Consider the following 24621-nt stretch of genomic DNA (forward strand, 5'->3'; position numbering starts at 1 on the left):
GGCTTAAGGGCCGTTCCGCTCTCAGGAGCCTTTGGTGTACGGCTCTCGGTATGGTGGGGAGCCTGGTGTTGTGTCTGTCGGTGGCACAGGCCAGCAACCAGCTTGCGCTCACCATCAAGGGGATCGTGATGACGGGACCTGCTTGCATAGTGAATGGTAACACCGCGATTGACGTGAACTTTGGCAGTGCCTTGCAGACCACCAGCATTGATGGCAACAACTATGCCACGCCGGTGCCGTTTTCCCTTAGCTGTACCGGCAGCGCTTCCAGCTTGCGTCTGCGGTTCCAGGGATCGGCTAGCGGCTTTGATCCTGGCGTGTTGGCAACCAACTTTACGGATTTGGGGATCAAACTGTTGAAACCGGACAGCAGTGCGTTAGCGCTGGGTGAATGGTTTACCTTCGGCTATTCGGCCACGCCGCCTGCCATCAGTGCTGTGCCAGTGAAACGGCCGGGGGCCATTCTGCCGGGTGGAGTATTCAACAGCACGGCAACGCTGCTGGTGGAGGTGTTATGAAACAGCTAACAGCGGTATGGCCTGTTCTGGCCCTGATGATCGTTCTGAGTAGCGCTTTACCGGCGCAGGCCGTGGACGTCAAGTTCACCGGCACCCTGGTGGTACCACCGCCTTGCGTGATTAACAGCAACAGCGATATTTCGGTGGTGTTTGGCAACGATATGCTGGCCGGGCGGATAAATGGGGTGAATTACGAACAGCCCATCACTTATACGCTGGACTGCACTGGCGCGACCTCCGCAACGCTGAAACTGCAATTTCAGGGCGGAGGGGCAGGTTTTGATGCCAGCGTGCTAGGTACCAGCAAAACCAATCTGGGCCTCGAGTTGCGCAGTGACGGCGTCAAATTGCCGATGAACACCTGGCTGAATTTTACCAACCCGGCTCGCCCTGTACTGACGGCAGTTCCGGTTAAGGCCACGGGCAGCACTTTGAGTGGAGGGGCCTTTACCGCGGCTACCACGCTGTTGGTGGACTATCAGTGAGAGATGAATAATGACGGCTAAAACAGTTTTCTTGGCAATGTTGCTGGGCATGATGGCTGCACTGGTGCAGCCAACGCAAGCGGTGCAGGTGAACTTCCAGGGCGGCCTGGTGGAAGCACTGCCCTGTACTATCAATAACGGTGACCCGATCGAAGTGGATTTTGGCGACAACCTGGTGATCCGTAATCTCGACGGGGTACGTTACCGCAAGCCGGTGCCTTACCAGATTGATTGCAGCGCCGCAGGGTCAGTTCGGATGAGCATTCAGGGCACGGCAACCCGTTTTGATGGTGCTGCCATTCAGAGCAGCATCGCGGGATTGGGCATTCATATGTCGCTGGGAAATGACAATCCGTTTTATCTGAACTCGTTTGCCAGCCAAGTTACAGCGCAATTCCCCCCGCCAATAATGGCGGTACCAGTGGCCGATCCGGCGCAGCCACCGAGCCCGGGAGCATTTACCGCACGCGCCACGCTGCTGGCCGAATACCAATAGGAGCCGTTTGATGAAGCAATGGCAAGCGTTACCACGGATCGGTCTGGCACTACTGTCAACCTGCCCGCTTTTATTTTGCACCTCGGTTCAGGCAGTTGAGAACATGGAATTCAGAGGCGCGCTGGTGAATGCGCCCTGTACCCTGCGCCCGGGTGACGAGGCCATAGAGCTGAATTTTGGCACGCTGGTTAATAAGTTCCTGTACACCAATACGCGCACCCCCAGCCAGGCGTTCTCGCTGCATCTGGATGACTGTGATACGGCGGTGGCAACGGGTGTGAAGCTGACCTTTATGGGCACCGAGAGCACGGCATTGCCAGGGCTGTTGGCGCTGGATGCTGCCAGCGTGGCCCGCGGGGTGGCAGTGGGGATGGAAACAAGCGCTGGCCAGGCATTGCCGCTCAATGTCCAGGGCTCCACCACGCCACTGACGCAGGGCAACATGACAATAGCTTTGCAGGCCTATGTGCAGGCAGAACCTGCGGCCAAGGCCAACCAAGGGATAGTCGAAGGGGGATTTACGGCCACGGCGACTTTTGCGCTGGAGTACCAGTAGCAAGCCGTGCCGCCTGATAGCGGCCCTTTCCTGAAACCGAGATTTGAGAAATATGTACAACATCGTGAAACGAATACAATCGCTGATTACTTTACTCTGCCTGATGGCCAGCCCGTCCAGCTTTGCTGCGTTCGTCATCACCAGTGCGCAATTCGACCAGGCAACACAAGAGCTGTTCTTCACCTATACCGACGGTGTCGAACAATACGATACAACAAACATCCGCCCAGGCACGACCTCGTTCTTTAACGTGTGTGTGACCAAGAATAATGTTGGATGGAATGCCTATGCCACTGATACCTACTGCGCCTTTAGTTATTATACTTCCACCTATGCAAAGAATTACTATTATTGGTCGGATTTCCAAACGGAACTAATGAAGAGAACCGGGCTCGGAACAGGTGGGAGCTGGAAGGGCAAAGCTAGCAGGGTTAATACGAACATAGGAAACACTCGCACCTGTGTTGTCTATGAAGGTCCTAACAGCACTAATGCGAGGCTGACAACGTCGTGCGTAAACACTGTTCTCAAACCCTTCACCACCGGGTGCGATATAACCGGGCCAACAGTGCTCGACCATGGCCTGGTGGACAGCACTGACTTTAATGGGAATACCGCCAGCCTTACGGCGAAGATAACCTGCCCGACTCCCGCTAAGGTTGTGATAACTGTCCCAGCTCTATCGGATAACACCGTCAATTTCTACAATGGAATACAATCGACTATCACTATCAACGGCTCAAAATTCCCGCCGCCAATCACCATTAATGGTTCGGCAGATGTGCAGATTGCATCGACTCTCGCCCCCACTGGGGGTACCGTCAAGGCTGGCGCGTTCAGCGGGTCTGCGGTTGTTGTGGTAGATGTGCTGTAGATAAGCCGTACCAAACCACGGCGATATTATCACCGTAGGAAAGAGATACTTTCCTACGGTTTTCTGTTTTAGCCATTCGATCTCAGCGTTAACGAGCATCCTCCACAAAGTGAAACTCGTTAACGTCAAAATTTCACTTACGTGCACAGTAAAATGACGGTACCTGCCCGGTAGAAAAAACGTACCCTTCTTTGGTAGCAGGGTAAGCGGTGAAGTCGAACTTCAGCCCCGGTTCCAGGTAAAAAAGAGGGAGGTAACGGGCGAGATCTTTGCTGTCACTGTTGTCGGCCGGTGTGGTCACCGCTGAAATTGACTTAAGATGATAAACTTGTTTCATCTGATTGAAATCAAAATAGCTTTTTCTGCTGACGCTGGTGGTCTTATCGCCCTGCTTAAGGGTGCCCTTCAGGCTGGCGATGCCATTATCACCCTGGAAGATAAAGTTAACCATGAGGGCCAGTTCCGCATCATCTTTGTGAACCAGCAGCATGGCTTCGCAGTTAAAATGTGTTTGCTGATATTGGCTATAGAGGCGGTATGCTCCCAGCGCGAGCAACAGGAACAACAAAGAGAGTAGTGTAAATACACCGAAAAGTTGGGGCTTATTCATGATGCTGCCACTCCAGATAATATTCAGAAATACAGAGATTCTTGGTCCCTGAAGCAAATGGCCATTCGCAGCGAATGACTGAGGCTCGTGGAACCAATGGGTTGGCAGTAAAGTAGACAACCTCCTGTTTTTTGCAGGTGAAGTTGTTCTGCGCAATAAATTGCCTGTAGGACTGCAACGATGTCTGGCCGCTGTGGAGGTAGACCGAACACTGCTCTATATTCCCTACGAAGTTAAAATGAGAGAAGAAATTCTTGTTCTCTGTGCTATTCCATGCAGCTAACAGCGCAATACCGACACCAAAAGAGAGACTAAGCAATATTGCCCACAGATGGCGAGGCCGAGAGGATGCTTTTTTATCCACTTTGCTGGGTGTTGGCAGTGGGTTTTCCTCTACACTAAATATTTCTTCGGCAGAGGTTGTACTCGTGTCCGGTATTATTTTTGCTACCGGAACCATTGAGGGAACGGTAAGGCCCTGGCGGGGCACTGTTTTTATCACTGCTTGCTCATAGCCGGCAAGCTTTAATCCTTTACGTAACATAAGGATGTTTTGGTAAAAGGTATTGTTAGACACCTCTAAACCATTTTTTTGCCATCCGGCTTCAAACAGATCCCGCTGCGGAACCAGTTCACCTTGTTGGCTTAATAATAGCTGAAGGCAGCGTGAGGCTGCGATAAATAGCGTGATTTTCTCACCGTTGACACGAGAGTAAAGCAAGTTTTCCTCAGGCCAGAACTCAACGCTATCACCGATGAGATAATAATAACCGCTACAGTTACTAGTCATTCCTTTCACTTCCTTGTCCAAAATCACGAGCGTTATTAAAACAAAAAACAACGGATAGTATACGATTTTATTAAATGAGATTTTTCTTGCTGATTGTTAAAGCATCACCGTTGAACCGCCAGGATACAGGCCGTTACTGGTCTTGCGTAATAAAACTTAGCAAGATTTTTCTGATTAGTAAATTGTTTAATATCGATTAATGCTCAAATATTCCGCTCTAGGCATCTTCTTAAGCTTGGTTGATCTTAAGTGAAATTTTTCTCATCACCATGATTTTATTGATTTTTTTATATTAATTAAATGAAATTTCACAGGTTGATATAAATTGATTATGACATTTTGGCGTCGGTCGCTAACATGCATCCAACTTTTCAGCGATAGTGGCGGGAAGCAGATGTACGATAGCCGATATGGATTTGGCGATAAGTTTGGTAGTGTTATGGATGACGGGTGTGGTGTGAGTGAATATGATTTCGATTATCATAGTGAAGATATCACTGAGATTTCGTTCCATATCTCCAGCAACAATAGCTACTTTTTACAAGGTATCAGATGTAATTTACTTAAATTGCAGCAACAGCATGGTCATACTGCCTTTGAACATTCGATATCGGATGGTTCGGCACGTAGTGCGTTGTTGATTAGCGAAATGATACGTGAGAAGAAAAGCCGAACGTTGATGGTGGTGATTGCCAGTACTGCGTTATTGAATATATTGTCGCTAAGCATTGAGCAACGCTATAGAGATCGGGTTGTTTTTATTGCGGCCAATGAGTGTTCGCATGCACTGCTGAAACAGATTGCCGATTCACCAAATACAACATGGGCAAAACGCGACAAGTTTATCCCTAAAGGGACCCTGGCTGCGTTAAGCAATAGAGAAAAACGAATTTGCTATTATCTTTTTCGCGGATATACGCCAAAAATGATCGGTGCGATTTTAGGTATTAATATAAAGACGGTCAGCAGTCATCGCGTGTCCGTTATGAAGAAAATTGGTTGCACCAATAAAATAGGGTTGTATAAGACCCTGCGGGTCTATTACGGTACCAGTGTGGAAGGCTGACCGTTATAACCTACCTTGAGTGCCCGGAGTATAAAAAATGAAGCGTATCCCTATTGGATAATGGGCGAGCGTCTCATGTTTTTTGCAGTCCCCAGACCATGTTTGACATGGATGGTTATTAGTCGTTTATATCAATTTATTTAATAAAGGAATAGAAATATGAAACTGAACAAATTCATGGTTGCCGCAATCGCTTTGGGTTTTGTTTCTGCTGCCAATGCTGCACAGGACGCGGGCCATGGCACAATCGAATTCTACGGTTCCATCATTGATGCACCTTGCTCTATCGCCCCAGGCGATGACAACCAGCGTATCCCTATGGGCCAGATCGCTAACGTGGCACTGAAAGACGGCGGTAAATCTACCCCTGAAAACTTCTACATCCACCTGGAAAACTGTGATGCCACGACCCTTAAAACGGTAACCACCACTTTCACTGGCCCAACTTCTGCGGGTAACGCCGATCTGCTGGGCATCACCGGTACTGCTCGTGGCGCTAGCCTGGCTATCACCGACGGTAGCGGCACGCTGATCAAACTGGGCCAGGCAACTGCTCCACAGGGTATCCAGGATCAAACCAACATCCTGAACTTCTCTGCTTACCTGCAGGGTGACATGGGGGCAGACGGTAAAACTGCTGCAGAAATCGTCCCAGGCGACTTCAGCACCACCACTACCTTTACCCTGGCTTATCAGTAAGTTTTAACCGGTTTAACGGTCACACATGCGGGGAAACCCGCATGTTTATTCTTAAGGTCATGGTGTCGAAGGGAATTAACAGCGTGAACAACATGGAATATTTTGTGGCGAGTTGCCTGCTCAGCGCTCTGTTTAGCGTAACCGCAACGGCGGATACGTTTTTGGGACGGGGCCGTGTGGTCATGGAAGGCAGCATTATTGAAACGGCCTGCGCCATTGAGATGAGCAGCCGTGAGCAAGTGATTGAGATGATCACCGTTCCTGCGTCACAGATTGCTCATGATGGGCAAGGTATCGCCAAACCTTTTGTTATTCGCTTAATTAACTGCACCTTGCCACGCTTTGATCCCACGATGCCCGATTGGCAAGCATTCCGCGTGACCTTTGATGGTTTGAAGGATGGCGCCTTGCTGGGGATTGAAGGCGAGGCCCAAGGCGTTGGGCTACAGATCAAAGACCAATCCGGCAACATCGCATTACCCGGCGTAGCTATGCCCCTGGCAGAGTTAAGCTCCGGAGATAAGCTCCTGCAATACACCGTAAACCTGTTGCCGAATCACCAGATACTGCGAGCCGGTGAGTACCGCTCCACCGTGCGTTTCAAAATGGATTATTACTGATAAACGGAATTTTTATCGATGGCCAAACCTGTTGCGAATTCTACTTTCCGGCTGCGCGGATTGTGGGTCTGTATTGCTTTATCGCTGGGAAGCCCGGTTTATCTTACGCATGCCGCAGATGATATTCAGTTCAATACCGATGTGTTGGATATTAAAGATAGGGAAAATCTCGATCTCAGCCATTTCTCCCGTGGCGGCTATATTATGCCAGGGACTTACACCATGGCGGTGTTTCTCAACCGGCAGCAAATCGCGGAGCGTTCAATCACCTTCGCGCCCTCTAAAGCAGATCCTAAAAGCAGCGAACCTTGCCTGACGCCTGAACTGATCGAGCTGTTTGGCCTGAGAGACAGCGTGCTCAAGGACATTGTCTGGGAAGACGATGGGCAATGTCTCGATCTGCAAAGCATTTCAGGATTGACGGTACAGGGCGATTTGGCGACTTCATCCCTGCAGCTCAGCGTGCCGCAAGCCTATCTTGAATACAGTTCTGAGGATTGGGATCCGCCTTCCCGTTGGGATAATGGCATCACAGGTGCGTTGTTTGACTATAACCTGAATTTCCTGACCTCGCGCCAGCAGCACCAGGATCAGGCCTATAGCCTGAGTGGTAATGGGACTACCGGGGCCAACTTTGGCCCTTGGCGTCTGCGCGCGGATTGGCAGTTGCAGATGAGAAATCAGTCTGGCGGCAACGGCGAAAATAGCCTGGATTGGAGCCGTTATTACGCTTATCGGGCCTTGCCCAAGCTGCTTGCCCGCCTGACGCTGGGGGAAAACTTTCTCAATTCCGATATTTTCGACAGCTTCCGTTTCACCGGCGTTACGCTTAACACCGATGACAACATGCTGCCACCTAACCTGCGCGGTTATGCCCCGGAAGTGAGTGGCGTCGCCAAAAGCAATGCCAAGGTGACTATTAGCCAGCAGGGGCGGGTGTTGTATGAAACTCAGGTTGCCCCTGGCCCGTACCGTATTCAGGATTTGAACGATGCGGTTTCTGGCCAACTGCAGGTTCGCGTTGAGGAGCAGGATGGCAGCGTGCAGGAGTTCACCGTGAACACCGCCAGCATCCCTTATCTGACCCGTCCAGGTTCGTTGCGCTATAAACTCGCGGCAGGCCGGCCAAGCGATTGGAAACACAACGTCAGCGGGCCACTGTTCTCCACTGGCGAATTCTCCTGGGGGGTTAGCAACGGCTGGTCACTTTACGGTGGCGGCGTGGGGAGCGACGACTATAACGCGTTGGCGTTGGGGGTTGGCCGCGATCTGATGATGCTGGGTGCACTGTCGTTCGATGTCACCCAATCCCGCGCTAATTTGCCGCAGGAAAGCTCGTTGTTTGGTAACTCTTACCGCCTCAGCTATTCCAAGCGTTTTGACGATTATGACAGCCAGGTGACGTTTGCAGGCTATCGCTTCTCCGAACGCAACTTCATGAACATGAGTGAATTTTTGGACGCACGGACTACCGGTTACCGCACCCAGAGCAGTAAGGAGATGTACACCGTTACGTTCAATAAGCAGTTTGTCGACCTGGGCCTGAGCACGTTTATCAATTACAGCCACCAGACCTATTGGAACGACAGTGCCAACGATCATTATAACCTGTCGCTGGCGAGATACTTCGATCTGGGCAAGTTCAAGGATCTTAACCTCTCGTTGACCGCCTATCGCAACAAATTTAACGGCACCAACGACGACGGCATGTATCTGGCGATCACCATTCCCTGGGGTCACTCCAGTTCCATCACCTACAGCGGGTCATGGGATCGCAATGAAAACACTCACCAGGTGGGTTATTTCGGCCGTGTGAATGACGCCGATTCCTATCAGATCAGTGCAGGCGCTGCTCGCCAAGGCGCGGTTGCCAGCGGTTACTACACCCATTTGGGCAACGACGCGCAAGTGAGTGCCAACGCGGGTTATCAAGCTGGGCGCTCCAGCTCTCTGGGCCTGATGCTGCAAGGTGGGGTCACGGCGACCGGGGAGGGCATGGCTATGCATCGGATTGGCATGCCAGGCGGAACGCGCATTTTATTGGATACCGACGGAGTCGCAGGCGTTCCTGTGCGCGGCTATGGTGCCACCACCTTATCCAACCGCTTTGGTAAAGCCGTGGTGTCCGATCTCAACAGCTACTACCGCAACCAGGTCAGCATCGATCTGAACGCGCTGGACGATAAGACCGAAGCGCTTAGTTCGGTGCAGCAGGCGACATTGACCGAAGGGGCGATTGGTTTACGGCGTTTTGAAGTGGTGGCTGGTGAAAAAGCGATGGCGGTGGTTCGTCTGGCTGACGGGTCATCACCGCCTTTCGGGGCTACGGTACAAAATAGCAAGCAACGGGACGTTGGCATTATCAACGATGACGGCACCGTTTACCTGAGTGGTATTCAGCCCGGTGCCAAGATGACCACCAGTTGGAATGGTATCACCCAGTGCGAAATAACACTGCCAACGCATATCCCACCGCAAGGGACACAGAATTTACTGCTGCCTTGCCGGCCAATCGCCGCAGGGGAAAATCCGGCAACGGAAAACAGAAGCTGAACGGAAAAAGACTGATGAAATTAACGACCACACATTTATTAACTGCTGGCGCATTGCTGCTGGCCATCCTTAGCTCACAGGCTAATGCGGCGATTGCCCTGGATCGTACCCGGGTGATTTATAACGCTTCCAGTAAGTCTGTCAGCATGAACGTCAGCAATGAAAACAAACAACTGCCTTATCTGGCTCAGGGGTGGATTGAGGATGAGCAGGGCAACAAGATCACCAGCCCGCTGATCGTTCTGCCTCCGGTGCAGCGTATTGAGTCTGGTGCCAAAAGCCAGGTGAAAGTGCAGGGGCTGCCAGCTTTGCAGCAATTGCCGCAGGATCGTGAATCGCTGTTCTATTTCAACCTGCGTGAAATTCCACCGCGTAGTGACAAGCCGAATACGCTGCAAATTGCGCTGCAGACACGCATTAAACTGTTCTACCGCCCGCAGGCGATTGAACCGACCAAGGAACAGATGAGTACGCCGTGGCAGGAAAAAATGACGCTGACGCGCCAGGGCGATCGCTATGTGATCAACAACCCGACGCCGTATTACATCACCATCGTTGAGGCTAGCACCACTAAAGGTGGCCAGAGCGCCAAAGGGTTTGTTCCGTTGATGGTTCCCCCTAAATCCAATGCGCCGTTAAGCGCCAGCGTCAGTGCTTTAGGTAGCGCGCCGGTGCTGACCTACGTGAATGACTTCGGCGGCCGCCCAGAACTGATTTTCCGCTGTGCGGGTGATACCTGTCAGGCAGAACCTGGCAAACGTAACTCATAGCCTACACGCAACAGAGGTGAACTATGCCGTGGAAAACGTCGACGGGATTTGCAGGTTTGATACTGGTTTTGGGCATGTCAGCGGCCGTTGCTGAGACGACCAGCCTGACTATCTCGGGCAATATTTTACTGCCACCGCCCTGCGTGATTAACGGGGAACAAACTATCACGGTGGATTTTACCAACGAGGTGATGACGACCCGGGTTGATGGTATCAACTACCGCCAGCCGGTGCCTTACACGTTGGAATGCTCGGCAGGCAATACCAACGCGTTAAAAATGCAGATCCAGGGCATGGACGCCGGTTTTGCTGGTGCTCTGCAAACCTCGAAGGGCGATCTGGGGATCGCTTTATCGAGTAATAACCAGGCAATGGCAGTGAATAGCTGGCTGAATTTCACGTTGCCGGATCAGCCAAAGTTGTTTGCCACCTTAGTGAAGCGCCCAGGTACTACCCTCACCGCTGGCTACTTTACGTCGGCAGCCACGATGGTGGTCGACTACCAGTGAAACGGGAGAAAGGAATGAGATCGGTTGCAGGGATGTCACTATTGCTATCGTTTGCTCTGCTGGCCATAAGCCCGTTGCAAGCGGCAGAAAACATGAGCTTTAGCGGTACGTTGATTGAGCCGCCCCCTTGCCTGGTGAACAACGGCAAAGACCTCGACGTGCCTTTTGACCGGATCGGCGTCAAGAGCGTGGATGGGGTGAAGCACCGCAGACAGGTTGATTACGTGCTGGACTGTACGGCGGGATCCGCCTGGAGCATGGTGCTGACGCTGATCGGCCCGACCGCCGCCTTTGAGCAGGCAACGCTACAGACCAACATTGCCAATCTGGGCATCAAAATTTACCAGAACGGCGAGCCGTTTGAACTTGGTAAGCCTATCGCTGTTGACCCGCTCAATCCACCGGTGTTAGAAGCTGTGCCGGTTAAAAAACCGGGCACCGAGCTGACAGAAGGGGCCTTTGAAGTCACGGCAACGCTGCTTGCGGATTATCAATAAGGAGCTGATATGCGCCAAATACTGAGATATCTCTGCGCCACCGTCGCTCTGCTTGCTCTGAGCCAGGGTGTTCAGGCGGCAAACATGCGCTTACACGGCACGCTGGTGGCGGAACCTTGCATCATCCCGCCGGGTGAGGAAACCGTCCAACTGGATTTTGGCACGGTGATTGACAAGCAGTTGTATCACAATCAAAGAACCACCAGTAGGGAGTTCAAACTGCACCTGAGCAACTGCGATCTGACGCTGGGCAAATCGGTGCAGGTCACGTTCACCGGAGTGGAAAATCCTGCATTGCCTGGATTACTGGCGCTGGATGCCTCCAGCCAGGCATCGGGCATTGGTATTGGTGTTGAGTCAGAAAATGGCGCTCCTTTGCCATTGAACCAGTTAGGTACTCATCGCTACCCGTTAGCGGCAGGGGACAACTACCTGCGTATGATGGCTTATGTGCAAGGCGAGCCAGACGCGATTACCAACCGAACCATAAACCGTGGCCCTTTCAGTGCCAGCATGACCTTTGCATTGACCTATGACTAAGGCCTGACGCCGCTTGGCCTCTGTGAAGAGGCCAATCAGCAACAGTGCAGAGCAATAAGGAACAGAGATGAAGTTTATAGGGACAGTACTGCTTAAAAAAAACGCCGTGATTATCGGCCTGCTATTGCTTTTTCTTTCTCACCCCGTCGCCTCCGCGATAAGAGAGGAAATTGTATGGAGCAATCAGAATGGACAGATATTAATTGAAAAGGCGACCTATAAGCAGGCAACGTTTAATATGGCGATGTGTTCGACGGTGCCCCGCTTTACAGAATGCCGCATGTTCTTTGCTCCCTCTAATGGCAATGGTCAGCCCGCAGCGGGCAGTGGTATCACTATTGCCAGCAGTCCCTCACTGACCGATACCCAGTATGCAGCAGCTTTGGCCACCTTTAACGGAAAACTACTGGCTTTGCCTGCCGATAGAGGGCTTTGTATCTGGCGGTATGAGAGAGACAGAAGCGGCGCTAACGTTATAATGGAAGGCTATAACTGTGGGTCTGGAGGGACCGGGATATTACCTTCCGTGCCAGTGGTACCAAAATGTTCTGCGATAGGTGGCCCGGTTGAGATCGCCTATGGTGATATTCAGGCTAGTGCAGCTCCCGGCCTGAAAAAAACCGCCGATCTATTAGTGAGGTGTGACGCAAACGTGACGATCAAAGTGACGGTGAGCGGCTTATCCACCTCTACCGGAATCATGCTGCGCTCGGATGGTTCACTGACGGCGGATGTGTTGGTGCGTGACCAGCTAGCCAATGTCGGTAGCCTTGAGAAGATGACTGCCAACCTATCGGTCGCTGTCCCCATATCCTCGGTGTTGAAAGTTAACGGTGAGCTGGCGGGGGGGGCATTCCGTGGCTCGGCAATTATCAATATGGATATCCTTTAACGTGTTATCCTGAGGACGTCAGCCTGCGTTTTGCGGGCAGACGCCCTCAGCCGTTTCCGACAGGTTCCACGACCGTCTACCGTGCGGGTTGTTATTACCGTTCCACTGCCTTCCCTTTATCTGAACTTCCCAATCAATAAAGCGAATACACGTAATAAGCTAATGTATTACCGCTATAGTTATGTGACATTCTGTCAGGTTAAAAATAACAGGATGAACAATTGATTAGCAAAATAGCGTGAGGGCATTTTCATCTTATTACAAAATTTAAAATTCTTTTTGGCTGATTTTTGTCTACCAGAGTGATTAGGAGAAAACCTCGTTTTATCTGTAGGTGTCAGTCTAGCCCTGGCCTTGCTTGAAAAACGCTCTTTTGGTGAGATAAATCTTACGCTTGTGAAGTGTTGGAAATAGCCCATTAAATTTTTATGGTCTTGCTGCTTTTTTTAGTTTTAGCCAGCGGGTGGGTAAACCTATTTTTATTTGGTAATCCTTCATCACAATAGGCTATGCTTTAAGCAATCTGTCAGCGACAGATTTTATTAATTCTTGAGCGAGTAATATCCAGCCTAATTGCAATAGGAGTTTTTTGTGGCACAACGTAAATTTCTCACTCTCACCGAAGTTAACAACCTGATGAGTGCAGCCCGGAATAAACAGACCGGGATACGGGACAGTTGCCTGATCCTGCTTGCCTTCCGCCATGGGTTTCGTATCAGCGAGTTGTTGAACTTGCGTTATCATGACCTTGAAATGATTGAAGGACGGATAAATATACGCCGGCTTAAGAATGGATTCTCTACCGTTCATCCTCTGATGAGTGATGAATGCAAGGCGATTATGGAGTGGAACCAGGTCAGGGCGCAGTGGAAGCCTGCAGTGGATCCACAGATTGTTTTTATCTCCCAGCGTGGTACTCAGCTATCGCGCGGCCAGGCTTGGCGAATTATCCGTCAGGCAGGGGAACTGGCGGGCACCGCTACCCATACGCATCCCCATATGCTGCGCCATGCCTGCGGCTATGAATTGGCGGAAAGGGGCACAGATACCCGTTTGATTCAGGATTATCTGGGGCATCGTAACATCAGGCACACCGTGCGATATACCGCCAGCAACGCGGCGCGCTTTGTCGGGATGTGGGAGCGTAACGGATTGGTTATAAAGGATTTATTGATAAATAATCAGGTGAAAGATGAAACAATTGGGGCTAAACTGTTCCTAATTCTTAAACGAAAGATAAGATTTTGCAATGCCCTGTATTAGAAAATTCCTTGATCAAGATCTATCTAACTGAAAAACAAAGTTATATTTTTACTTCCGTAAATCGCTATCTCTACCCTATAAATTTTGGCCACTGCGCCAGCCCGCTGTTGCAAATTCCTTGAATATCCAAAAACACATTCCCCTAATAATAGCAAAGCATTTAATCTTTTATTTTAATGATTAAGCAATGAAAATCAGTCAATTAATTCGATGTTAATGTGTTTACCGTTTTTTTATAGGGTGCGACAAAATAGCCCCAAATGTCTCATGTTGTTGGCGAAAACTGAACGGAATAGGGAGGTCCGGCCGTGAGTAGAAATGAAGTCTGTGCGGTTGCCCGCCAGGGGAATCGACCTCCACACTTTTTCATGGTTATGAAACATTATGTGTTCAAAGGAAAATAGTATGAAAATCAAATCACTGGTTGCTGGTATTGCCGCAGTTCTTTCTCTGGCTGGCGTCGCTAATGCGGCAACGGTTACTACCGTCAACGGTGGCCCTATCCATTTTAAAGGGGAAGTTGTTAATGCGGCCTGTGCCGTGGATGCCGGTTCTATTGGCCAGACAGTGCAATTGGGGCAGGTTAAAACAACTTCACTGGCTACCGCTGGTGATGTTAGCTCCGCTACCGGGTTCAACATCCAACTGAATGATTGTGATTCAACCGTTGCTACCCAGGCAGCTGTTGCTTTCAGCGGCACAGCGGTTAACGCTACCTATCCTACCGCGCTGGCCCTGCAAGGCTCTGCGGCGGGTAACGCAACCAACGTCGGCGTTCAGATCCTTGACCGCACCGGTACTGCGTTAGCGGTTGATGGCGCTACCTTCAGTGCGGCTACTACGCTCTCTGATGGCACCGTTATTGTTCCATTCCAGGCTCGTTATATCGCGACCGGCGTAGCCACTGCCGGTATTGCCAATGCTGATGCGACCTTCAAGGTGCAGTATCAGTAAGCTGAATTAGCTTATCAAGGATGATGATGACAGGCCAGGGAGGCCTGATTTTCAGCTATCGGAGGCAAGGAGTGTGCGATGTGGAGAATGGGAGCGGGACTCCTGCTAACTCTGCTGTTGGTGGGGAAGGCCGTTGCTGACGATCGTTGGGAGGAACAACCTCTCGGTGGTCTGATGCGCTTTCAGGGTGAAGTGATCGCTGAAACCTGTTCGGTGGAAGCCGGAGATCGCAATTTGACGGTATCGATGGGGAATATCACCACCGACCGGTTTCGTATGCCTGGCGATGAGGCCGATCCAGTCCCCTTTGATTTACATCTGCAGAACTGTACTTCCACGGTCAGTCGTAACGTGGGCGTGATGTTCCATGGCATGGCAGACAGCAATAATCCGCAGGTGCTTTCTGTTGGTGACGGGCCAGGTGTCGCCTCTGGCGTAGCCGTGGCGTTGTTTGATGACAGAGGCCGATTTATTCCACTCAATACCGCGCCGCGGTACTGGGTGCCGTTGCAAGAGGGGCCGGTGATCCTGCATTTCGTAGCGAAATACCGTGCCACCGGACAGCCGGTGAACAATGGTTTGGCTAACGCTCAGGCCTGGTTCGCACTGACTTATCAGTAGGCCTTGGCCGCAAGATGAAAAGTAATAGCGCTGTGAATGTTTGGCCTTTGGCCACGCAGTGTTATGGAAGTCAGATCCTGATGGACGAGGTAAATGTGAGAACAATTTCGAAGGTTGGAAAGGCAATGTCCGTGCTGTTGTTGTTGGCGGCGGGGCATGTGGGTATGGCAAACGCCGGAGTCGGCCTGGGTGCGACCCGGGTGATCTATCCTGCCGATCAGAAGCAGGTGACTTTGGGAGTCAGCAATAACGATGAGAAAAGTACCTATCTGATCCAATCCTGGGTAGAAAACGCCGATGGCCAGAAAGACGGTCGGCTGATTATTACGCCACCGTTATATTTGATGCAGGGAAAAAAAGAGAACACGCTGCGCATTATTGACGCGACTAATCAAAGCTTGCCGAAGGATCGGGAGAGCCTGTTCTGGGTTAACGTCAAAGCGATCCCCTCACTGGACAAATCACGCCAGGATGAAAACACCCTGCAATTGGCTATTACCAGCCGTATCAAACTGTTTTATCGCCCCAATGGGCTGAGTATTGCGCCAGACAAGGCTCCGGAGCAACTGCGTTTTAAACGTAGCGGCAAAGAGTTGACGATCGTCAATCCTACACCCTATTTCATCACGCTGAGCGAGTTGAACGCCGGCACGCGGCAGTTGGCAAACACCATGGTGTCGCCGATGGGATCGACCAATGTGGCGCTCCCCGCCGATGCAGGCAGCACGATTTCCTATCGGACGATCAACGATTACGGTGCCCAAACGCCGGTATTCAAGGGTGTGATGCAGTAAGGCCTGGAGCCGCCATCCACTTCATCAAGCTATAACCAGATAAATCAGGCAGCCGGGCGACCTGTATCGAACCGGAGGGATCATGCTATACCTGAAAAACGGCACGGAAAGTCGCAGAGTGATAAACGATAACCACCAGGGTGCCCCCATCTTAAAGCTGACTTTAACGCCTTTAGCCTTGATGCTGTGGGCGCTATGTGGCGATGCATCGGCTCGAGCGGAAAATTACTTCAACCCTCGTTTTCTGGCTGACGATCCGGCGAAGGTAGCCGATCTGTCAGGGTTCGAAAAGGGACTTGAGGCGCCTCCGGGTATCTACCGTGTCGACATTTATATGAATGACGGGTTTATGTCGACCCGGGATGTCTCTTTCCGGCCCGATGCCGACAACAAGGCCTTGGTGCCTTGCCTGACTCGCAGCCAACTGGCCACCATGGGCGTTAATACCCGGGCTGTCCCAGGAATGGCCATCTTGGCATCGGAAGCCTGCGTACCCTTAACCTCGCTGATCAAGGAAGCCTCCACTGATTTTGACGTCGGGCGGCAGCGCCTGTCTATCAGTGTTCCCCAGGCTTACATGGGCAACTCTGCCCGTGGTTATATCCCGCCTGACCAGTGGCAAAACGGCATCACTGCCGGGCTGCTCAATTACAGCTTCACCGGCAGTAATGTCCGTAACAGCCAGTCGAGCAACAGCAATTACGCCTTCCTTAACTTACAAAGCGGCGTGAATCTGGGAGCCTGGCGACTGCGGGATAATACTACCTGGAGCTATACCAGCGGCGGCGGATCGAGCTCCAATCAAAATCGCTGGCAGCACGTCAATACCTATTTGCAGCGGGATATTGCGCCGCTGCGCAGTCGCCTGACGTTGGGTGACGGCTATACCTCAGGGGACGTTTTCGACGGCGCGAACTTCCGCGGCGTACAGGTGGCGACGGATGACAATATGTTGCCAGACAGCCAGCGAGGGTATGCTCCCGTGATCCGCGGAATTGCCCGTGGCACCGCCAGGGTCACGGTCAAGCAGAATGGGTTCGAGGTGTATCAAACCACGGTGCCGCCAGGCCCATTTACCATCGACGATCTGTCTGGATCGGGCAGCGGCGGTGATTTGCAGGTCAGCATTCAGGAAGCCGACGGCACGGCTCAGGTCTTTACCGTGCCCTATACGTCGGTTCCTGGGCTGCTGCGCCAAGGGCAGGTGAGATATACGGTGATGGTGGGGCAGTATCGCAGCGGCAACGATCAGCAAGAAAAACCTACCTTTGGCCAGGGCACCCTGATGTGGGGGCTGGCCGACGGCTGGACGCTGTCTGGCGGTACTCAGCTTGCCGACCGCTATCGTGCATTCAACCTTGGGGTGGCTAAAAACCTGGGCATTTTCGGCGCGGTGTCGTTTGACATCACCCAGGCTCGCGCCACCTTGCCGGATGACAGCACCCATCAGGGGCAGTCGCTGCGCTTCCTTTATAACAAGGCATTAAACGAGTGGGGCACCAACCTGCAACTGCTCGGTTACCGCTATTCCACCAGTGGCTATTACGCGCTGGGTGATACGACCTGGCGCCAGATGAGCGGTTATAAGGCGGCAACCGATGAAGGTATTGTCGAACTCATGCCGAAACTCACCGATTACTACAATCTGGCCTACAACAAGCGTGGGCGGTTGCAGATGACGGTGACTCAGCAGGTTGGGGACAATGGCACCTTTTATCTGACCGGTAGCCACCAGACTTATTGGGGGGTAGGTAAGGCGGATGAACAACTGCAGGCCGGTTTCAGCGGTACGTTGGAGGATATCACTTATACCCTCAGCTACAGTCTGACCAAAAATGCCTGGCAGGACGGACGCGACAATATGCTGGCCTTCAACATCAGCATCCCGTTCAGCCATTGGCTGCGTTCCGACAGCCAGTCCGCTTTCAACCGCTCCAGCGTCAGCTACAGCATGTCTGACGATCTGAGCGGCAGGATGACCAATCAGGCTGGGGTGTATGGCACGTTACTGGAGGATAACAACCTGAGTTACAACGTGCAGGCCGGTTACGCCGGAGGCGGAACGGGCACTTCAGGCGGGACGGGTAACACCTCGCTGAACTATCGCGGGGCTTCTGGCAACGCCAACGTGGGTTACAGCCGCAGCAGCGGTACCAGCCAACTGTATTACGGGCTAAGCGGCGGCGTGCTGGCGCATGAGAACGGCATCACCCTGAGTCAACCGCTGAACGACACCCTGATCCTGGTCAAAGCACCGGGGGCGGGTAACGTGTCGGTGGAAAACCAGAGCGGGATACGTACCGACTCGCGGGGGTATGCCGTACTGCCGTTTGCCATGGATTACCGGGAAAACCGCGTGGCGTTGAACCCTAATACGTTGGCAAACAACGTCGAGCTGGATGACGCGGTGGTCAGCGTGGTGCCGAATCACGGCGCGGTAGTGCTGGCCGATTTTAAAACCCATGTCGGGCTGAAGGTACTGATGACGCTGACTTATAACGGACAGCCGTTGCCATTCGGGACGGTAGTGTCCTTCGATAATGGCCGCTCTGGCAGCATTGTTGCCGACGGTGGGCAGGTCTATCTGACCGGGCTGCCACCACGTGGCGAGGTGAAAGCCAAATGGGGTGAGGGTGCAGGCGAGCAATGCGTGACGAGTTACCAACTGCCGCCGGAAAGTCAGCAGCGGGCACTCAGCTATCTAACGGCAGTATGCCGATGACGCCGGGCGGGAGAGGCGAGCAATGAGAATACAACTTTATAGCCTGTGTCTGCTGGCGCTGTTTAGCTCCAGGGTAGCGCAGGCCGCGGACAGCACCATCGCCATTAACGGTTACGTTAAGGACAATGCCTGCTCAATAGCTCCGGGGTCGCAAAGTTTTGTGGTGGATCTGATGAGTAATGCGGCTAAGCAGCTGCATCGGGTAGGGGCGACGACGCCGATGGTGCCGTTCAGCATCGTGCTCGATAAATGTGGCGGTTCAGCCATCGCGGTGAAAACGGGTTTCACCGGTGTGGCAGACAGCGACAATCTGACGTTGCTGAGAATCGACGGTGGTGCCGGTGCGGCAGCTGGCATGGGCATACAGATCCTCGATAACAGCGGTAATGCCATTGCTCTCAATGAGATCTCGAGTGGGCTGAACTGGTCAAACATCACTGCCGGACAATCCAATACGCTGTATTTCTATGCGCGTCTGATGGCGACCCGCGCCCCGGTGACTGCCGGGCAGGTCAGAGCGACGGCAAACTTCACCCTGGAATTTCAGTAACCGGAGAAAAGAGCTATGAACATGAGCAAGCGGGTTCCGATCGCAGGGTGGTTACTGATGATGGTACTCCCCCTGGCGCATGCGGCAGACGTCAACATCACCATCAATGGCAAGGTGGTGGCAAAACCCTGCACGGTATCCACCGTGTCTACCACGGTAGAACTGGGTGATTTATATACCTTCAACCTGCTGGCGGCAGGTGCCACTTCGCCATGGCATTCGGTGACATTAAACCTCACCAACTGCCCGGTAGGGACCTCAAAGGTGACCGCGACCTTTTCCGGCACGGCCGATAGCACCCGGAACTATTACGCCAATCAGGGCGCGGCCCGCAATATTGCATTGCAGCTGGCCGATAGCGGCGGGGTAAATCTGCCCAACGGCAGTACCAAAGTCGTGGCGGTGAATGACGCATCGCTGGCCGCCAGCCTGGTTTTGCAAGTGAGGGCCATCACGCCCAGCGGCAATGTGACGCAGGGGTCGATTCAATCCCTGATCAACGTGACTTACACCTATTCCTGATGATGAAGAACATATGAAAGACTTAATCCGCGTATTTCTGAAATATCTGGGTGCAGCTGCGCTCTTGATTGGCTATTCATCCAGTGCCCATGCCTTTGCTTGCCGAACGGCGGCCGGGGCAACCATCCCTATCGGTGGCGGCAGCGCTAACGTGTTTGTGGATTTGACTCCGCAGATCGGGGTGGGCCAAAACCTGATCGTTGATTTGTCCCGTCAGATATCCTGCCGAAATGATTATCCAGATACTCGAATAGACTACGTTTCTCTGCAAAGAGGTTCGGCCTATGGTGGCGTACTAGCAAGTTTCACCGGTAGCTTTGTGTATGACGGTACTTCTTACCCATTCCCGACAACCTCTGAAACCAAGTCCGTTGTCTATAGAACCACCACTATGACGCCATGGCCCGCCGTGCTTTATCTCACGCCTATCAGCACCGCAGGTGGAGTGGCGATTACCAGTGGTTCTTTGATTGCGGTGTTAAATATGCATCAAACCAATAACGTGGGGGAATCGCATGCCTATATTTGGAATATCTATGCCAGCAATAGCGTGGTGATCCCTACCGGTGGCTGTGATGTCTCTTCCCGAGATGTCACCGTGAATCTGCCTGAATATCCGGGAACGGTTTCGATACCGTTGACGGTACGCTGTGCCCAGAACCAAAACCTGGCCTATTACCTGACCGGGCCAACCACGGATGCCGCATCCACGATTTTTGCCAACACTGCCTCTGCACCGGTGGCTCAGGGAATTGGTATTCAGGTTGCCAACCGCAATGGCGCTATTCCGACCAACAGGAACGTCGCGCTGGGGACCGTCGGTAGTTCTGCAGTCAGTTTAGGTTTGACCGCCAACTATGCACGCACAACCGGTCAGGTAGTGGCGGGTAACGTCAAGGCCGTGGTGGGTGTGACCTTTTTGTATCCTTGAATGTGCGTATGAACGAGGCCTCAAGCCTGGGGAAACGGCACTAAACACGGTTATTTAGGAGGAAAAATGCAGCAGGCAAATCATCAGCAAGCCGAGCATGCGACAGCGGAAAGCCGCAAGCGAATTCTGGTTGTTGAGCCATCCAGGATCAATTGGATCGGGCTGCAGCGGTTACTGGGGGACGCGGGCAGCACGGAGTTAAGTTTTTGCCGGGTCAGTAAATTGACCGATGCCAAAAAGAAAGTTTATGAATTTAAACCTGATGTGATCTTGTTTAGCTCATTATCTCGTGGCACTGACTATCTGTCGTTATTATCCTTTTTGTCAGATATTGCCAGTTATCATCATAAAACCAACTCGGTGATCTGGTTGCAGCATGATATGGCCTGGATGGTGCAACTTCTCCACGCGTTTGGCGTAGATACGGTATTGATCGATCCGGTTAACCTTTATCAAATCACCCAGTGTTTAGGCCGCGATCGGACTGACAAAGCGCCCAAAAATGCGGCTTTATTAGGTAAGCAGGAAAGATTGATTGCGCTGGCCTTACTGCGCGGGCGTAGTGCCACGGCTATCGCCAATGTGACCGGCAAAGATGTACGAACCATCAGCACGCAGAAGAAATCGATCATTAGAAAGTTACAGATGACAACCAATGAGGAGCTCTACCTGCTGGCGGGTAAGCTGGTTTATTTAACCAAGATAAACGGACTGAGTGGTGAGACTCGATGAAAAAAATAATGATTATGCATCCCTGCATTGTTACCTGGCATGGTTTGCATCAGCTATTCAGGCGCAAACTGCCCGACGCTGAGATCGTACCGGCGCACTCTATCTATGATTTGGTATTTGATGATGATTTATCTGATGTTGATCTGATCGTCAGTGAGCTCTATGGTCTGAATGAAAATATCACTATGGGGGCGAAGCTGCTGTCATTTGTTCAATCAGTCAGGCAGGACAAACCGTTACTGATTATGACCGATGTGCCAGGAAAACAGGTGTTGGAATGCCCAGGTTATCTACCGGGGGTGTCCTATATTGCTTTATCTGAAGATATTCGTCAGTTAGTTAATCAGGTCGATCAGGTTCTGGCTGGCAAGATTGTTATCAGTCCGTCTCTGCGTAGTGAACAGGGGGCCAGTCTGCCCAACGCCGATGCCAGACCTTTTTCCCGATCGGAAATAAAAGTTTATAGCTTATTGCAGGAGGGCTTCAGTATTTCGCAGATAGCGAAGAAGATTTCCCGCAGCGTCAAGACCGTGAGTGCACATAAACGCAACATGATGGGCAAGCTTGGCATTGAGAGTGAAGTCGAGCTCTATGCCTGTTTTAATCAATAGCCCTATATCGGTTACCGCCTGATTTGGAGATCGCTGTCATCAGCGATCTCCGGCGGTGGTGGAGCATAGTTTGCTGTATAATACACAAAAAGTAAGGCTATTCCGGCGGGTTTAGCCGTTTTTGCGTTTACCCGCTTCCCATATCCCCGCGAATCGTGCCGCATTACTGGCGGTATAGCGTACGGTATGGCGAATATTTCGGTGCCCCAGATAATCCTGAATCAATCGGGTATCCGCACCTCTTTCCGCCAGTTCATAGCCGCAGGCATGGCGTAGCATATGGGGATGCGTATTGATGACCGTGCCCGCCAGTTCGCCAGCCTGACGGATAATGCGCCAGGCTTGACCCCGCGATAGCTGGGTTCCTCGCTGAGAAATAAAGATAATGTCCGGGTCTGCACCGGGTTTCCATTGGGCCCTGTGCTGCTTCCATTCCAGAATTGCCTCGCATTCGTCATTCATCAGAGGATGAACGGTAGAGAATCCATTTTTAAGCCGGCGTATATTTATCCGTCCTTCGGCCATTTCAAGATCGCGAAAGCGCAGGCGCAGCAATTCGCTGATACGGAATCCATGGCGGAAAGCCAGTAAGATCAGGCAGCTATCTCGTACTCCTGTCGGTGTATTTCTGGCAGCACTCATCAGTTTGCGGACTTCTGTTAGAGTGAGAAATTTACGCTGTACCAAAGAAAACTCCTATTTTTTTTCGCTTAAAAAACGCCAGAGTTAGGATTAAATAGAATAAAGTTCTTACCTACCGTTATTAAATCCAAAGAGTGCAATAAAAGTTTGTTAAAAGTGCAGTTGGAGGTAATCTCATAGGATAATTCCTATTTGGTGTTTATTGTGATGTTACAGGTGACTACCGTCAATATCCAGCATTTACGGGGGAGGGCAATTGCACTGTTTAATTAGCATTGATAATACAGTCTATAATTTGACTGTTTCCCGCAAACATAATGAATATTGGGTTTCTTAATAGAGTAAAGTGTAATGAATTTCACATTTGTCAGAATAAAAAGTTGATGTACAGCGTAGTGAACCGGCACTAGCCAAAAATTGTACATTGAGCCTATCATGATAAGGATAACCCCAAGCCCCTTGCTAGAGACTGCCAAATGAATATTCAAATAAAAGTTGATAACAATCTGTTCGACAACCTCTCTGAGAAAGCCCGTGAGGCGTTGCTGGACGAACTGCAAACTCGCGTCCATGAGGTCTACCCGGCTAGTCACCTCACGGTGATTGCTGGGCTGAATGATAAGACTGAGATCGTGACCAGTGATTTTTTTAACGACGTTGAGGCAAAATTGACCGTGCAGGAAATTGTCGACGATGTCATCCTGCATGGCCACTGGCGTAACGCATAGCCCTCACCCAACCCTCTCCCACAGGGAGAGGGAGCTGTTAACCCCTGCTCGTTGGGTAGTAAAGCGATAAGCTCAGCACACTCGATCTCTTTCTCATCCAAAGTGAATCCCCTAAGGGAGAGGGAGCTGTCAGCCCCTGCTCGTTGGGTAGTAAAGCGATAAACTCAGCAAACTCTTCCACAGGGAGAGGAGGCTTGTTAGTCCCTACTCTTTGGAAGTAAAGAAGTCATCTCAGTAAACTTGAACGCCCCCTATCCAAGATATATCACCGCATTTTCAGCCCACTCGATCGGTTCCCTGGAGAGGGGAGCTGTCAGTTGGAAGTAAAGAAGTCATCTCAGTAAACTTGAACGCCCCCTACCCAAGATGTATCACCACATTTTCAGCCCACTCGATCGGTTCCCTCTCCCTGTGGGAGAGGGTTAGGGTGAGGGCCCCGTACTTTACCCATCCAGATGCCCTCCCTGCGCCGTATTTTCCCCGCCCAACATGGAAAAAATGAAAGTTCGACATATACTTATGGTGCAAAACATCAATTTGTTATTGAAAGCCGTTTTATCCTGGTTTTGCTAGACCATAAGGAGCGCTAATGACCTATCACCTACTTACCCTGTGGGATATTCTGGTTACCACGTTTTCATTTTTCTTTTTCATCGCCTACCTGTTTATCCTGTTCCAGGTCGTCTCCGACCTGTTTCGCGATCACCAACTGAGCGGCTTTTATAAGGCAGTATGGATTGTGTTCCTGCTGTTCATCCCGCTGTTAACGTCCCTGGTCTATCTGATTGCCCGTGGTAAAGGCATGGCCGAGCGGCATCGTGCGCAGGTGCAAAAATCCGTCTCTGCCACCAACGAATATATCCGCGGTGTCGCGGGTAAATCGCCAGCCGAGCAGATTGCAGACGCCAAAAAGCTGTTGGATGACGGTGTGATCACCGAAAGTGAATACCAGCAGTTGAAGGCTAAAGCACTGGCCTGAGGTTGGAGTGGGCAGGAAATATGACATGAGAGAGAAGGGGGGCCGCAAGCTCCCCTAATAACCCATATTCGGCAGTGAACCCACCTTGAGATCTCTT

The 24621-nt window shown here is 51.6% G+C and carries 29 protein-coding genes; 26 read left to right on the forward strand and 3 right to left on the reverse strand.

Features of this window, described 5'->3' with window-relative positions:
- Positions 1–50: 50 nt before the first annotated feature.
- The 5 genes from KGP21_RS05750 to KGP21_RS05770 are packed head-to-tail and all read left to right on the forward strand — an operon-like array spanning position 51 to position 2929.
- Entirely contained in the window at positions 51–518 is a 468-nt protein-coding gene (locus KGP21_RS05750) for a fimbrial protein (protein ID WP_223498919.1), read from the forward strand.
- Complete coding sequence (locus KGP21_RS05755) at positions 515–1003, forward strand: fimbrial protein (RefSeq protein ID WP_223537478.1); 489 nt, start codon at positions 515–517, stop codon at positions 1001–1003. The genes KGP21_RS05750 and KGP21_RS05755 overlap by 4 nt, the downstream gene beginning before the upstream one ends.
- Positions 1004–1013: 10 nt before the next feature.
- Positions 1014–1499, forward strand: coding sequence for a fimbrial protein (locus KGP21_RS05760; RefSeq protein ID WP_223537480.1), 486 nt, complete (start codon positions 1014–1016; stop codon positions 1497–1499).
- A gap of 10 nt (positions 1500–1509) precedes the next feature.
- A complete protein-coding gene (locus KGP21_RS05765; protein ID WP_223498922.1) occupies positions 1510–2055 on the forward strand; it encodes a fimbrial protein in 546 nt (181 codons plus the stop codon).
- Between the two features lie 52 nt (positions 2056–2107).
- A complete protein-coding gene (locus KGP21_RS05770) occupies positions 2108–2929 on the forward strand; it encodes a PapG chaperone-binding domain-containing protein (RefSeq protein ID WP_223500885.1) in 822 nt (273 codons plus the stop codon).
- Between the two features lie 133 nt (positions 2930–3062).
- On the opposite strand, the gene KGP21_RS05775 is transcribed toward KGP21_RS05770, so the two are convergent.
- On the reverse strand, positions 3063–3539 hold the full coding sequence (locus KGP21_RS05775) for a hypothetical protein (RefSeq protein ID WP_094982084.1): 477 nt from the start codon (positions 3537–3539) through the stop codon (positions 3063–3065).
- A complete protein-coding gene (locus KGP21_RS05780; RefSeq protein ID WP_115160364.1) occupies positions 3532–4329 on the reverse strand; it encodes a winged helix-turn-helix domain-containing protein in 798 nt (265 codons plus the stop codon). The genes KGP21_RS05775 and KGP21_RS05780 overlap by 8 nt, the downstream gene beginning before the upstream one ends.
- Before the next feature lie 394 nt (positions 4330–4723).
- On the opposite strand from KGP21_RS05780, the gene KGP21_RS05785 reads away from it, so the two are divergent.
- From KGP21_RS05785 to KGP21_RS05875, 19 genes are all read left to right on the forward strand, one after another.
- Positions 4724–5395, forward strand: a complete 672-nt coding sequence (locus KGP21_RS05785; protein WP_172413943.1) for a helix-turn-helix transcriptional regulator — start codon at positions 4724–4726, stop codon at positions 5393–5395.
- Positions 5396–5554: 159 nt separating this feature from the next.
- Positions 5555–6094 carry a fimbrial protein gene (locus KGP21_RS05790; RefSeq protein ID WP_218519847.1) on the forward strand — a complete coding sequence of 180 codons (540 nt, stop codon included), beginning with the start codon at positions 5555–5557 and terminating at the stop codon, positions 6092–6094.
- A gap of 41 nt (positions 6095–6135) precedes the next feature.
- Positions 6136–6714, forward strand: coding sequence for a fimbrial protein (locus KGP21_RS05795; protein ID WP_223537482.1), 579 nt, complete (start codon positions 6136–6138; stop codon positions 6712–6714).
- 18 nt (positions 6715–6732) lie between these two features.
- Entirely contained in the window at positions 6733–9267 is a 2535-nt protein-coding gene (locus KGP21_RS05800) for an outer membrane usher protein (protein WP_223537485.1), read from the forward strand.
- A 14-nt stretch (positions 9268–9281) separates the two neighbouring features.
- Positions 9282–10037 carry a fimbria/pilus periplasmic chaperone gene (locus tag KGP21_RS05805; protein ID WP_179248821.1) on the forward strand — a complete coding sequence of 252 codons (756 nt, stop codon included), beginning with the start codon at positions 9282–9284 and terminating at the stop codon, positions 10035–10037.
- A gap of 74 nt (positions 10038–10111) precedes the next feature.
- A complete protein-coding gene (locus KGP21_RS05810) occupies positions 10112–10546 on the forward strand; it encodes a fimbrial protein (protein ID WP_223537487.1) in 435 nt (144 codons plus the stop codon).
- A 14-nt stretch (positions 10547–10560) separates the two neighbouring features.
- Complete coding sequence (locus KGP21_RS05815; RefSeq protein WP_223537490.1) at positions 10561–11043, forward strand: fimbrial protein; 483 nt, start codon at positions 10561–10563, stop codon at positions 11041–11043.
- Positions 11044–11052: 9 nt separating this feature from the next.
- Positions 11053–11583: a fimbrial protein gene (locus tag KGP21_RS05820; RefSeq protein ID WP_179248823.1), complete on the forward strand. Its 531-nt coding sequence runs from the start codon at positions 11053–11055 to the stop codon at positions 11581–11583.
- A 67-nt stretch (positions 11584–11650) separates the two neighbouring features.
- Positions 11651–12475, forward strand: a complete 825-nt coding sequence (locus KGP21_RS05825) for a hypothetical protein (protein WP_209524110.1) — start codon at positions 11651–11653, stop codon at positions 12473–12475.
- 591 nt (positions 12476–13066) lie between these two features.
- Positions 13067–13738 carry a tyrosine-type DNA invertase gene (locus KGP21_RS05830; protein WP_115160357.1) on the forward strand — a complete coding sequence of 224 codons (672 nt, stop codon included), beginning with the start codon at positions 13067–13069 and terminating at the stop codon, positions 13736–13738.
- A 405-nt stretch (positions 13739–14143) separates the two neighbouring features.
- Positions 14144–14692, forward strand: coding sequence for a type 1 fimbrial major subunit FimA (gene fimA / locus KGP21_RS05835; protein WP_024530428.1), 549 nt, complete (start codon positions 14144–14146; stop codon positions 14690–14692).
- A 78-nt stretch (positions 14693–14770) separates the two neighbouring features.
- Positions 14771–15313 carry a fimbrial protein gene (locus tag KGP21_RS05840; protein WP_021179445.1) on the forward strand — a complete coding sequence of 181 codons (543 nt, stop codon included), beginning with the start codon at positions 14771–14773 and terminating at the stop codon, positions 15311–15313.
- 125 nt (positions 15314–15438) lie between these two features.
- The gene (locus KGP21_RS05845) at positions 15439–16107 is read left to right on the forward strand and encodes a fimbria/pilus periplasmic chaperone (protein ID WP_059199855.1); all 669 of its coding nucleotides are present in this window, start codon (positions 15439–15441) and stop codon (positions 16105–16107) included.
- 82 nt (positions 16108–16189) lie between these two features.
- Positions 16190–18829: a fimbrial biogenesis usher protein gene (locus KGP21_RS05850; RefSeq protein ID WP_094983302.1), complete on the forward strand. Its 2640-nt coding sequence runs from the start codon at positions 16190–16192 to the stop codon at positions 18827–18829.
- A 22-nt stretch (positions 18830–18851) separates the two neighbouring features.
- Positions 18852–19379, forward strand: coding sequence for a fimbrial protein (locus KGP21_RS05855; protein ID WP_161738761.1), 528 nt, complete (start codon positions 18852–18854; stop codon positions 19377–19379).
- 15 nt (positions 19380–19394) lie between these two features.
- The gene (locus tag KGP21_RS05860; RefSeq protein WP_021179449.1) at positions 19395–19901 is read left to right on the forward strand and encodes a fimbrial protein; all 507 of its coding nucleotides are present in this window, start codon (positions 19395–19397) and stop codon (positions 19899–19901) included.
- Between the two features lie 13 nt (positions 19902–19914).
- Positions 19915–20832, forward strand: a complete 918-nt coding sequence (locus KGP21_RS05865) for a fimbrial protein (protein WP_059199858.1) — start codon at positions 19915–19917, stop codon at positions 20830–20832.
- Positions 20833–20898: 66 nt separating this feature from the next.
- On the forward strand, positions 20899–21564 hold the full coding sequence (locus tag KGP21_RS05870; protein WP_094983300.1) for a response regulator transcription factor: 666 nt from the start codon (positions 20899–20901) through the stop codon (positions 21562–21564).
- Positions 21561–22175, forward strand: coding sequence for a helix-turn-helix transcriptional regulator (locus KGP21_RS05875; protein WP_223537493.1), 615 nt, complete (start codon positions 21561–21563; stop codon positions 22173–22175). The genes KGP21_RS05870 and KGP21_RS05875 overlap by 4 nt, the downstream gene beginning before the upstream one ends.
- 111 nt (positions 22176–22286) lie before the next feature.
- Here the strand turns inward: KGP21_RS05875 and KGP21_RS05880 are convergent, their stop codons facing one another.
- On the reverse strand, positions 22287–22862 hold the full coding sequence (locus KGP21_RS05880; RefSeq protein WP_094983298.1) for a tyrosine-type DNA invertase: 576 nt from the start codon (positions 22860–22862) through the stop codon (positions 22287–22289).
- A gap of 431 nt (positions 22863–23293) precedes the next feature.
- On the opposite strand from KGP21_RS05880, the gene KGP21_RS05885 reads away from it, so the two are divergent.
- Positions 23294–23545: a DinI-like family protein gene (locus KGP21_RS05885; RefSeq protein WP_059199862.1), complete on the forward strand. Its 252-nt coding sequence runs from the start codon at positions 23294–23296 to the stop codon at positions 23543–23545.
- Between the two features lie 589 nt (positions 23546–24134).
- Positions 24135–24524 (forward strand): SHOCT domain-containing protein, encoded by a 390-nt coding sequence (locus KGP21_RS05890; protein ID WP_021179454.1) that lies wholly within the window; start codon positions 24135–24137, stop codon positions 24522–24524.
- Positions 24525–24621: the final 97 nt, after the last annotated feature.

The sequence above is a fragment of the Serratia sp. JSRIV004 genome (assembly GCF_019968705.1).
Lineage (GTDB): Bacteria > Pseudomonadota > Gammaproteobacteria > Enterobacterales > Enterobacteriaceae > Chania > Chania fonticola_B.

Bases quoted from the DNA above. Each gene is read 5' to 3' on its own strand.
- KGP21_RS05750 (WP_223498919.1), top strand. From the start codon at position 51: ATGGTGGGGAGCCTGGTGTTGTGTCTGTCGGTGGCACAGGCCAGCAAC.
- KGP21_RS05755 (WP_223537478.1), top strand. From the start codon at position 515: ATGAAACAGCTAACAGCGGTATGGCCTGTTCTGGCCCTGATGATCGTT.
- KGP21_RS05760 (WP_223537480.1), top strand. From the start codon at position 1,014: ATGACGGCTAAAACAGTTTTCTTGGCAATGTTGCTGGGCATGATGGCT.
- KGP21_RS05765 (WP_223498922.1), top strand. From the start codon at position 1,510: ATGAAGCAATGGCAAGCGTTACCACGGATCGGTCTGGCACTACTGTCA.
- KGP21_RS05770 (WP_223500885.1), top strand. From the start codon at position 2,108: ATGTACAACATCGTGAAACGAATACAATCGCTGATTACTTTACTCTGC.
- KGP21_RS05775 (WP_094982084.1), bottom strand. From the start codon at position 3,539: ATGAATAAGCCCCAACTTTTCGGTGTATTTACACTACTCTCTTTGTTG.
- KGP21_RS05780 (WP_115160364.1), bottom strand. From the start codon at position 4,329: ATGACTAGTAACTGTAGCGGTTATTATTATCTCATCGGTGATAGCGTT.
- KGP21_RS05785 (WP_172413943.1), top strand. From the start codon at position 4,724: ATGTACGATAGCCGATATGGATTTGGCGATAAGTTTGGTAGTGTTATG.
- KGP21_RS05790 (WP_218519847.1), top strand. From the start codon at position 5,555: ATGAAACTGAACAAATTCATGGTTGCCGCAATCGCTTTGGGTTTTGTT.
- KGP21_RS05795 (WP_223537482.1), top strand. From the start codon at position 6,136: ATGTTTATTCTTAAGGTCATGGTGTCGAAGGGAATTAACAGCGTGAAC.
- KGP21_RS05800 (WP_223537485.1), top strand. From the start codon at position 6,733: ATGGCCAAACCTGTTGCGAATTCTACTTTCCGGCTGCGCGGATTGTGG.
- KGP21_RS05805 (WP_179248821.1), top strand. From the start codon at position 9,282: ATGAAATTAACGACCACACATTTATTAACTGCTGGCGCATTGCTGCTG.
- KGP21_RS05810 (WP_223537487.1), top strand. From the start codon at position 10,112: ATGTCAGCGGCCGTTGCTGAGACGACCAGCCTGACTATCTCGGGCAAT.
- KGP21_RS05815 (WP_223537490.1), top strand. From the start codon at position 10,561: ATGAGATCGGTTGCAGGGATGTCACTATTGCTATCGTTTGCTCTGCTG.
- KGP21_RS05820 (WP_179248823.1), top strand. From the start codon at position 11,053: ATGCGCCAAATACTGAGATATCTCTGCGCCACCGTCGCTCTGCTTGCT.
- KGP21_RS05825 (WP_209524110.1), top strand. From the start codon at position 11,651: ATGAAGTTTATAGGGACAGTACTGCTTAAAAAAAACGCCGTGATTATC.
- fimA (WP_024530428.1), top strand. From the start codon at position 14,144: ATGAAAATCAAATCACTGGTTGCTGGTATTGCCGCAGTTCTTTCTCTG.
- KGP21_RS05840 (WP_021179445.1), top strand. From the start codon at position 14,771: ATGTGGAGAATGGGAGCGGGACTCCTGCTAACTCTGCTGTTGGTGGGG.
- KGP21_RS05845 (WP_059199855.1), top strand. From the start codon at position 15,439: ATGTCCGTGCTGTTGTTGTTGGCGGCGGGGCATGTGGGTATGGCAAAC.
- KGP21_RS05850 (WP_094983302.1), top strand. From the start codon at position 16,190: ATGCTATACCTGAAAAACGGCACGGAAAGTCGCAGAGTGATAAACGAT.
- KGP21_RS05855 (WP_161738761.1), top strand. From the start codon at position 18,852: ATGAGAATACAACTTTATAGCCTGTGTCTGCTGGCGCTGTTTAGCTCC.
- KGP21_RS05860 (WP_021179449.1), top strand. From the start codon at position 19,395: ATGAACATGAGCAAGCGGGTTCCGATCGCAGGGTGGTTACTGATGATG.
- KGP21_RS05865 (WP_059199858.1), top strand. From the start codon at position 19,915: ATGAAAGACTTAATCCGCGTATTTCTGAAATATCTGGGTGCAGCTGCG.
- KGP21_RS05870 (WP_094983300.1), top strand. From the start codon at position 20,899: ATGCAGCAGGCAAATCATCAGCAAGCCGAGCATGCGACAGCGGAAAGC.
- KGP21_RS05875 (WP_223537493.1), top strand. From the start codon at position 21,561: ATGAAAAAAATAATGATTATGCATCCCTGCATTGTTACCTGGCATGGT.
- KGP21_RS05885 (WP_059199862.1), top strand. From the start codon at position 23,294: ATGAATATTCAAATAAAAGTTGATAACAATCTGTTCGACAACCTCTCT.
- KGP21_RS05890 (WP_021179454.1), top strand. From the start codon at position 24,135: ATGACCTATCACCTACTTACCCTGTGGGATATTCTGGTTACCACGTTT.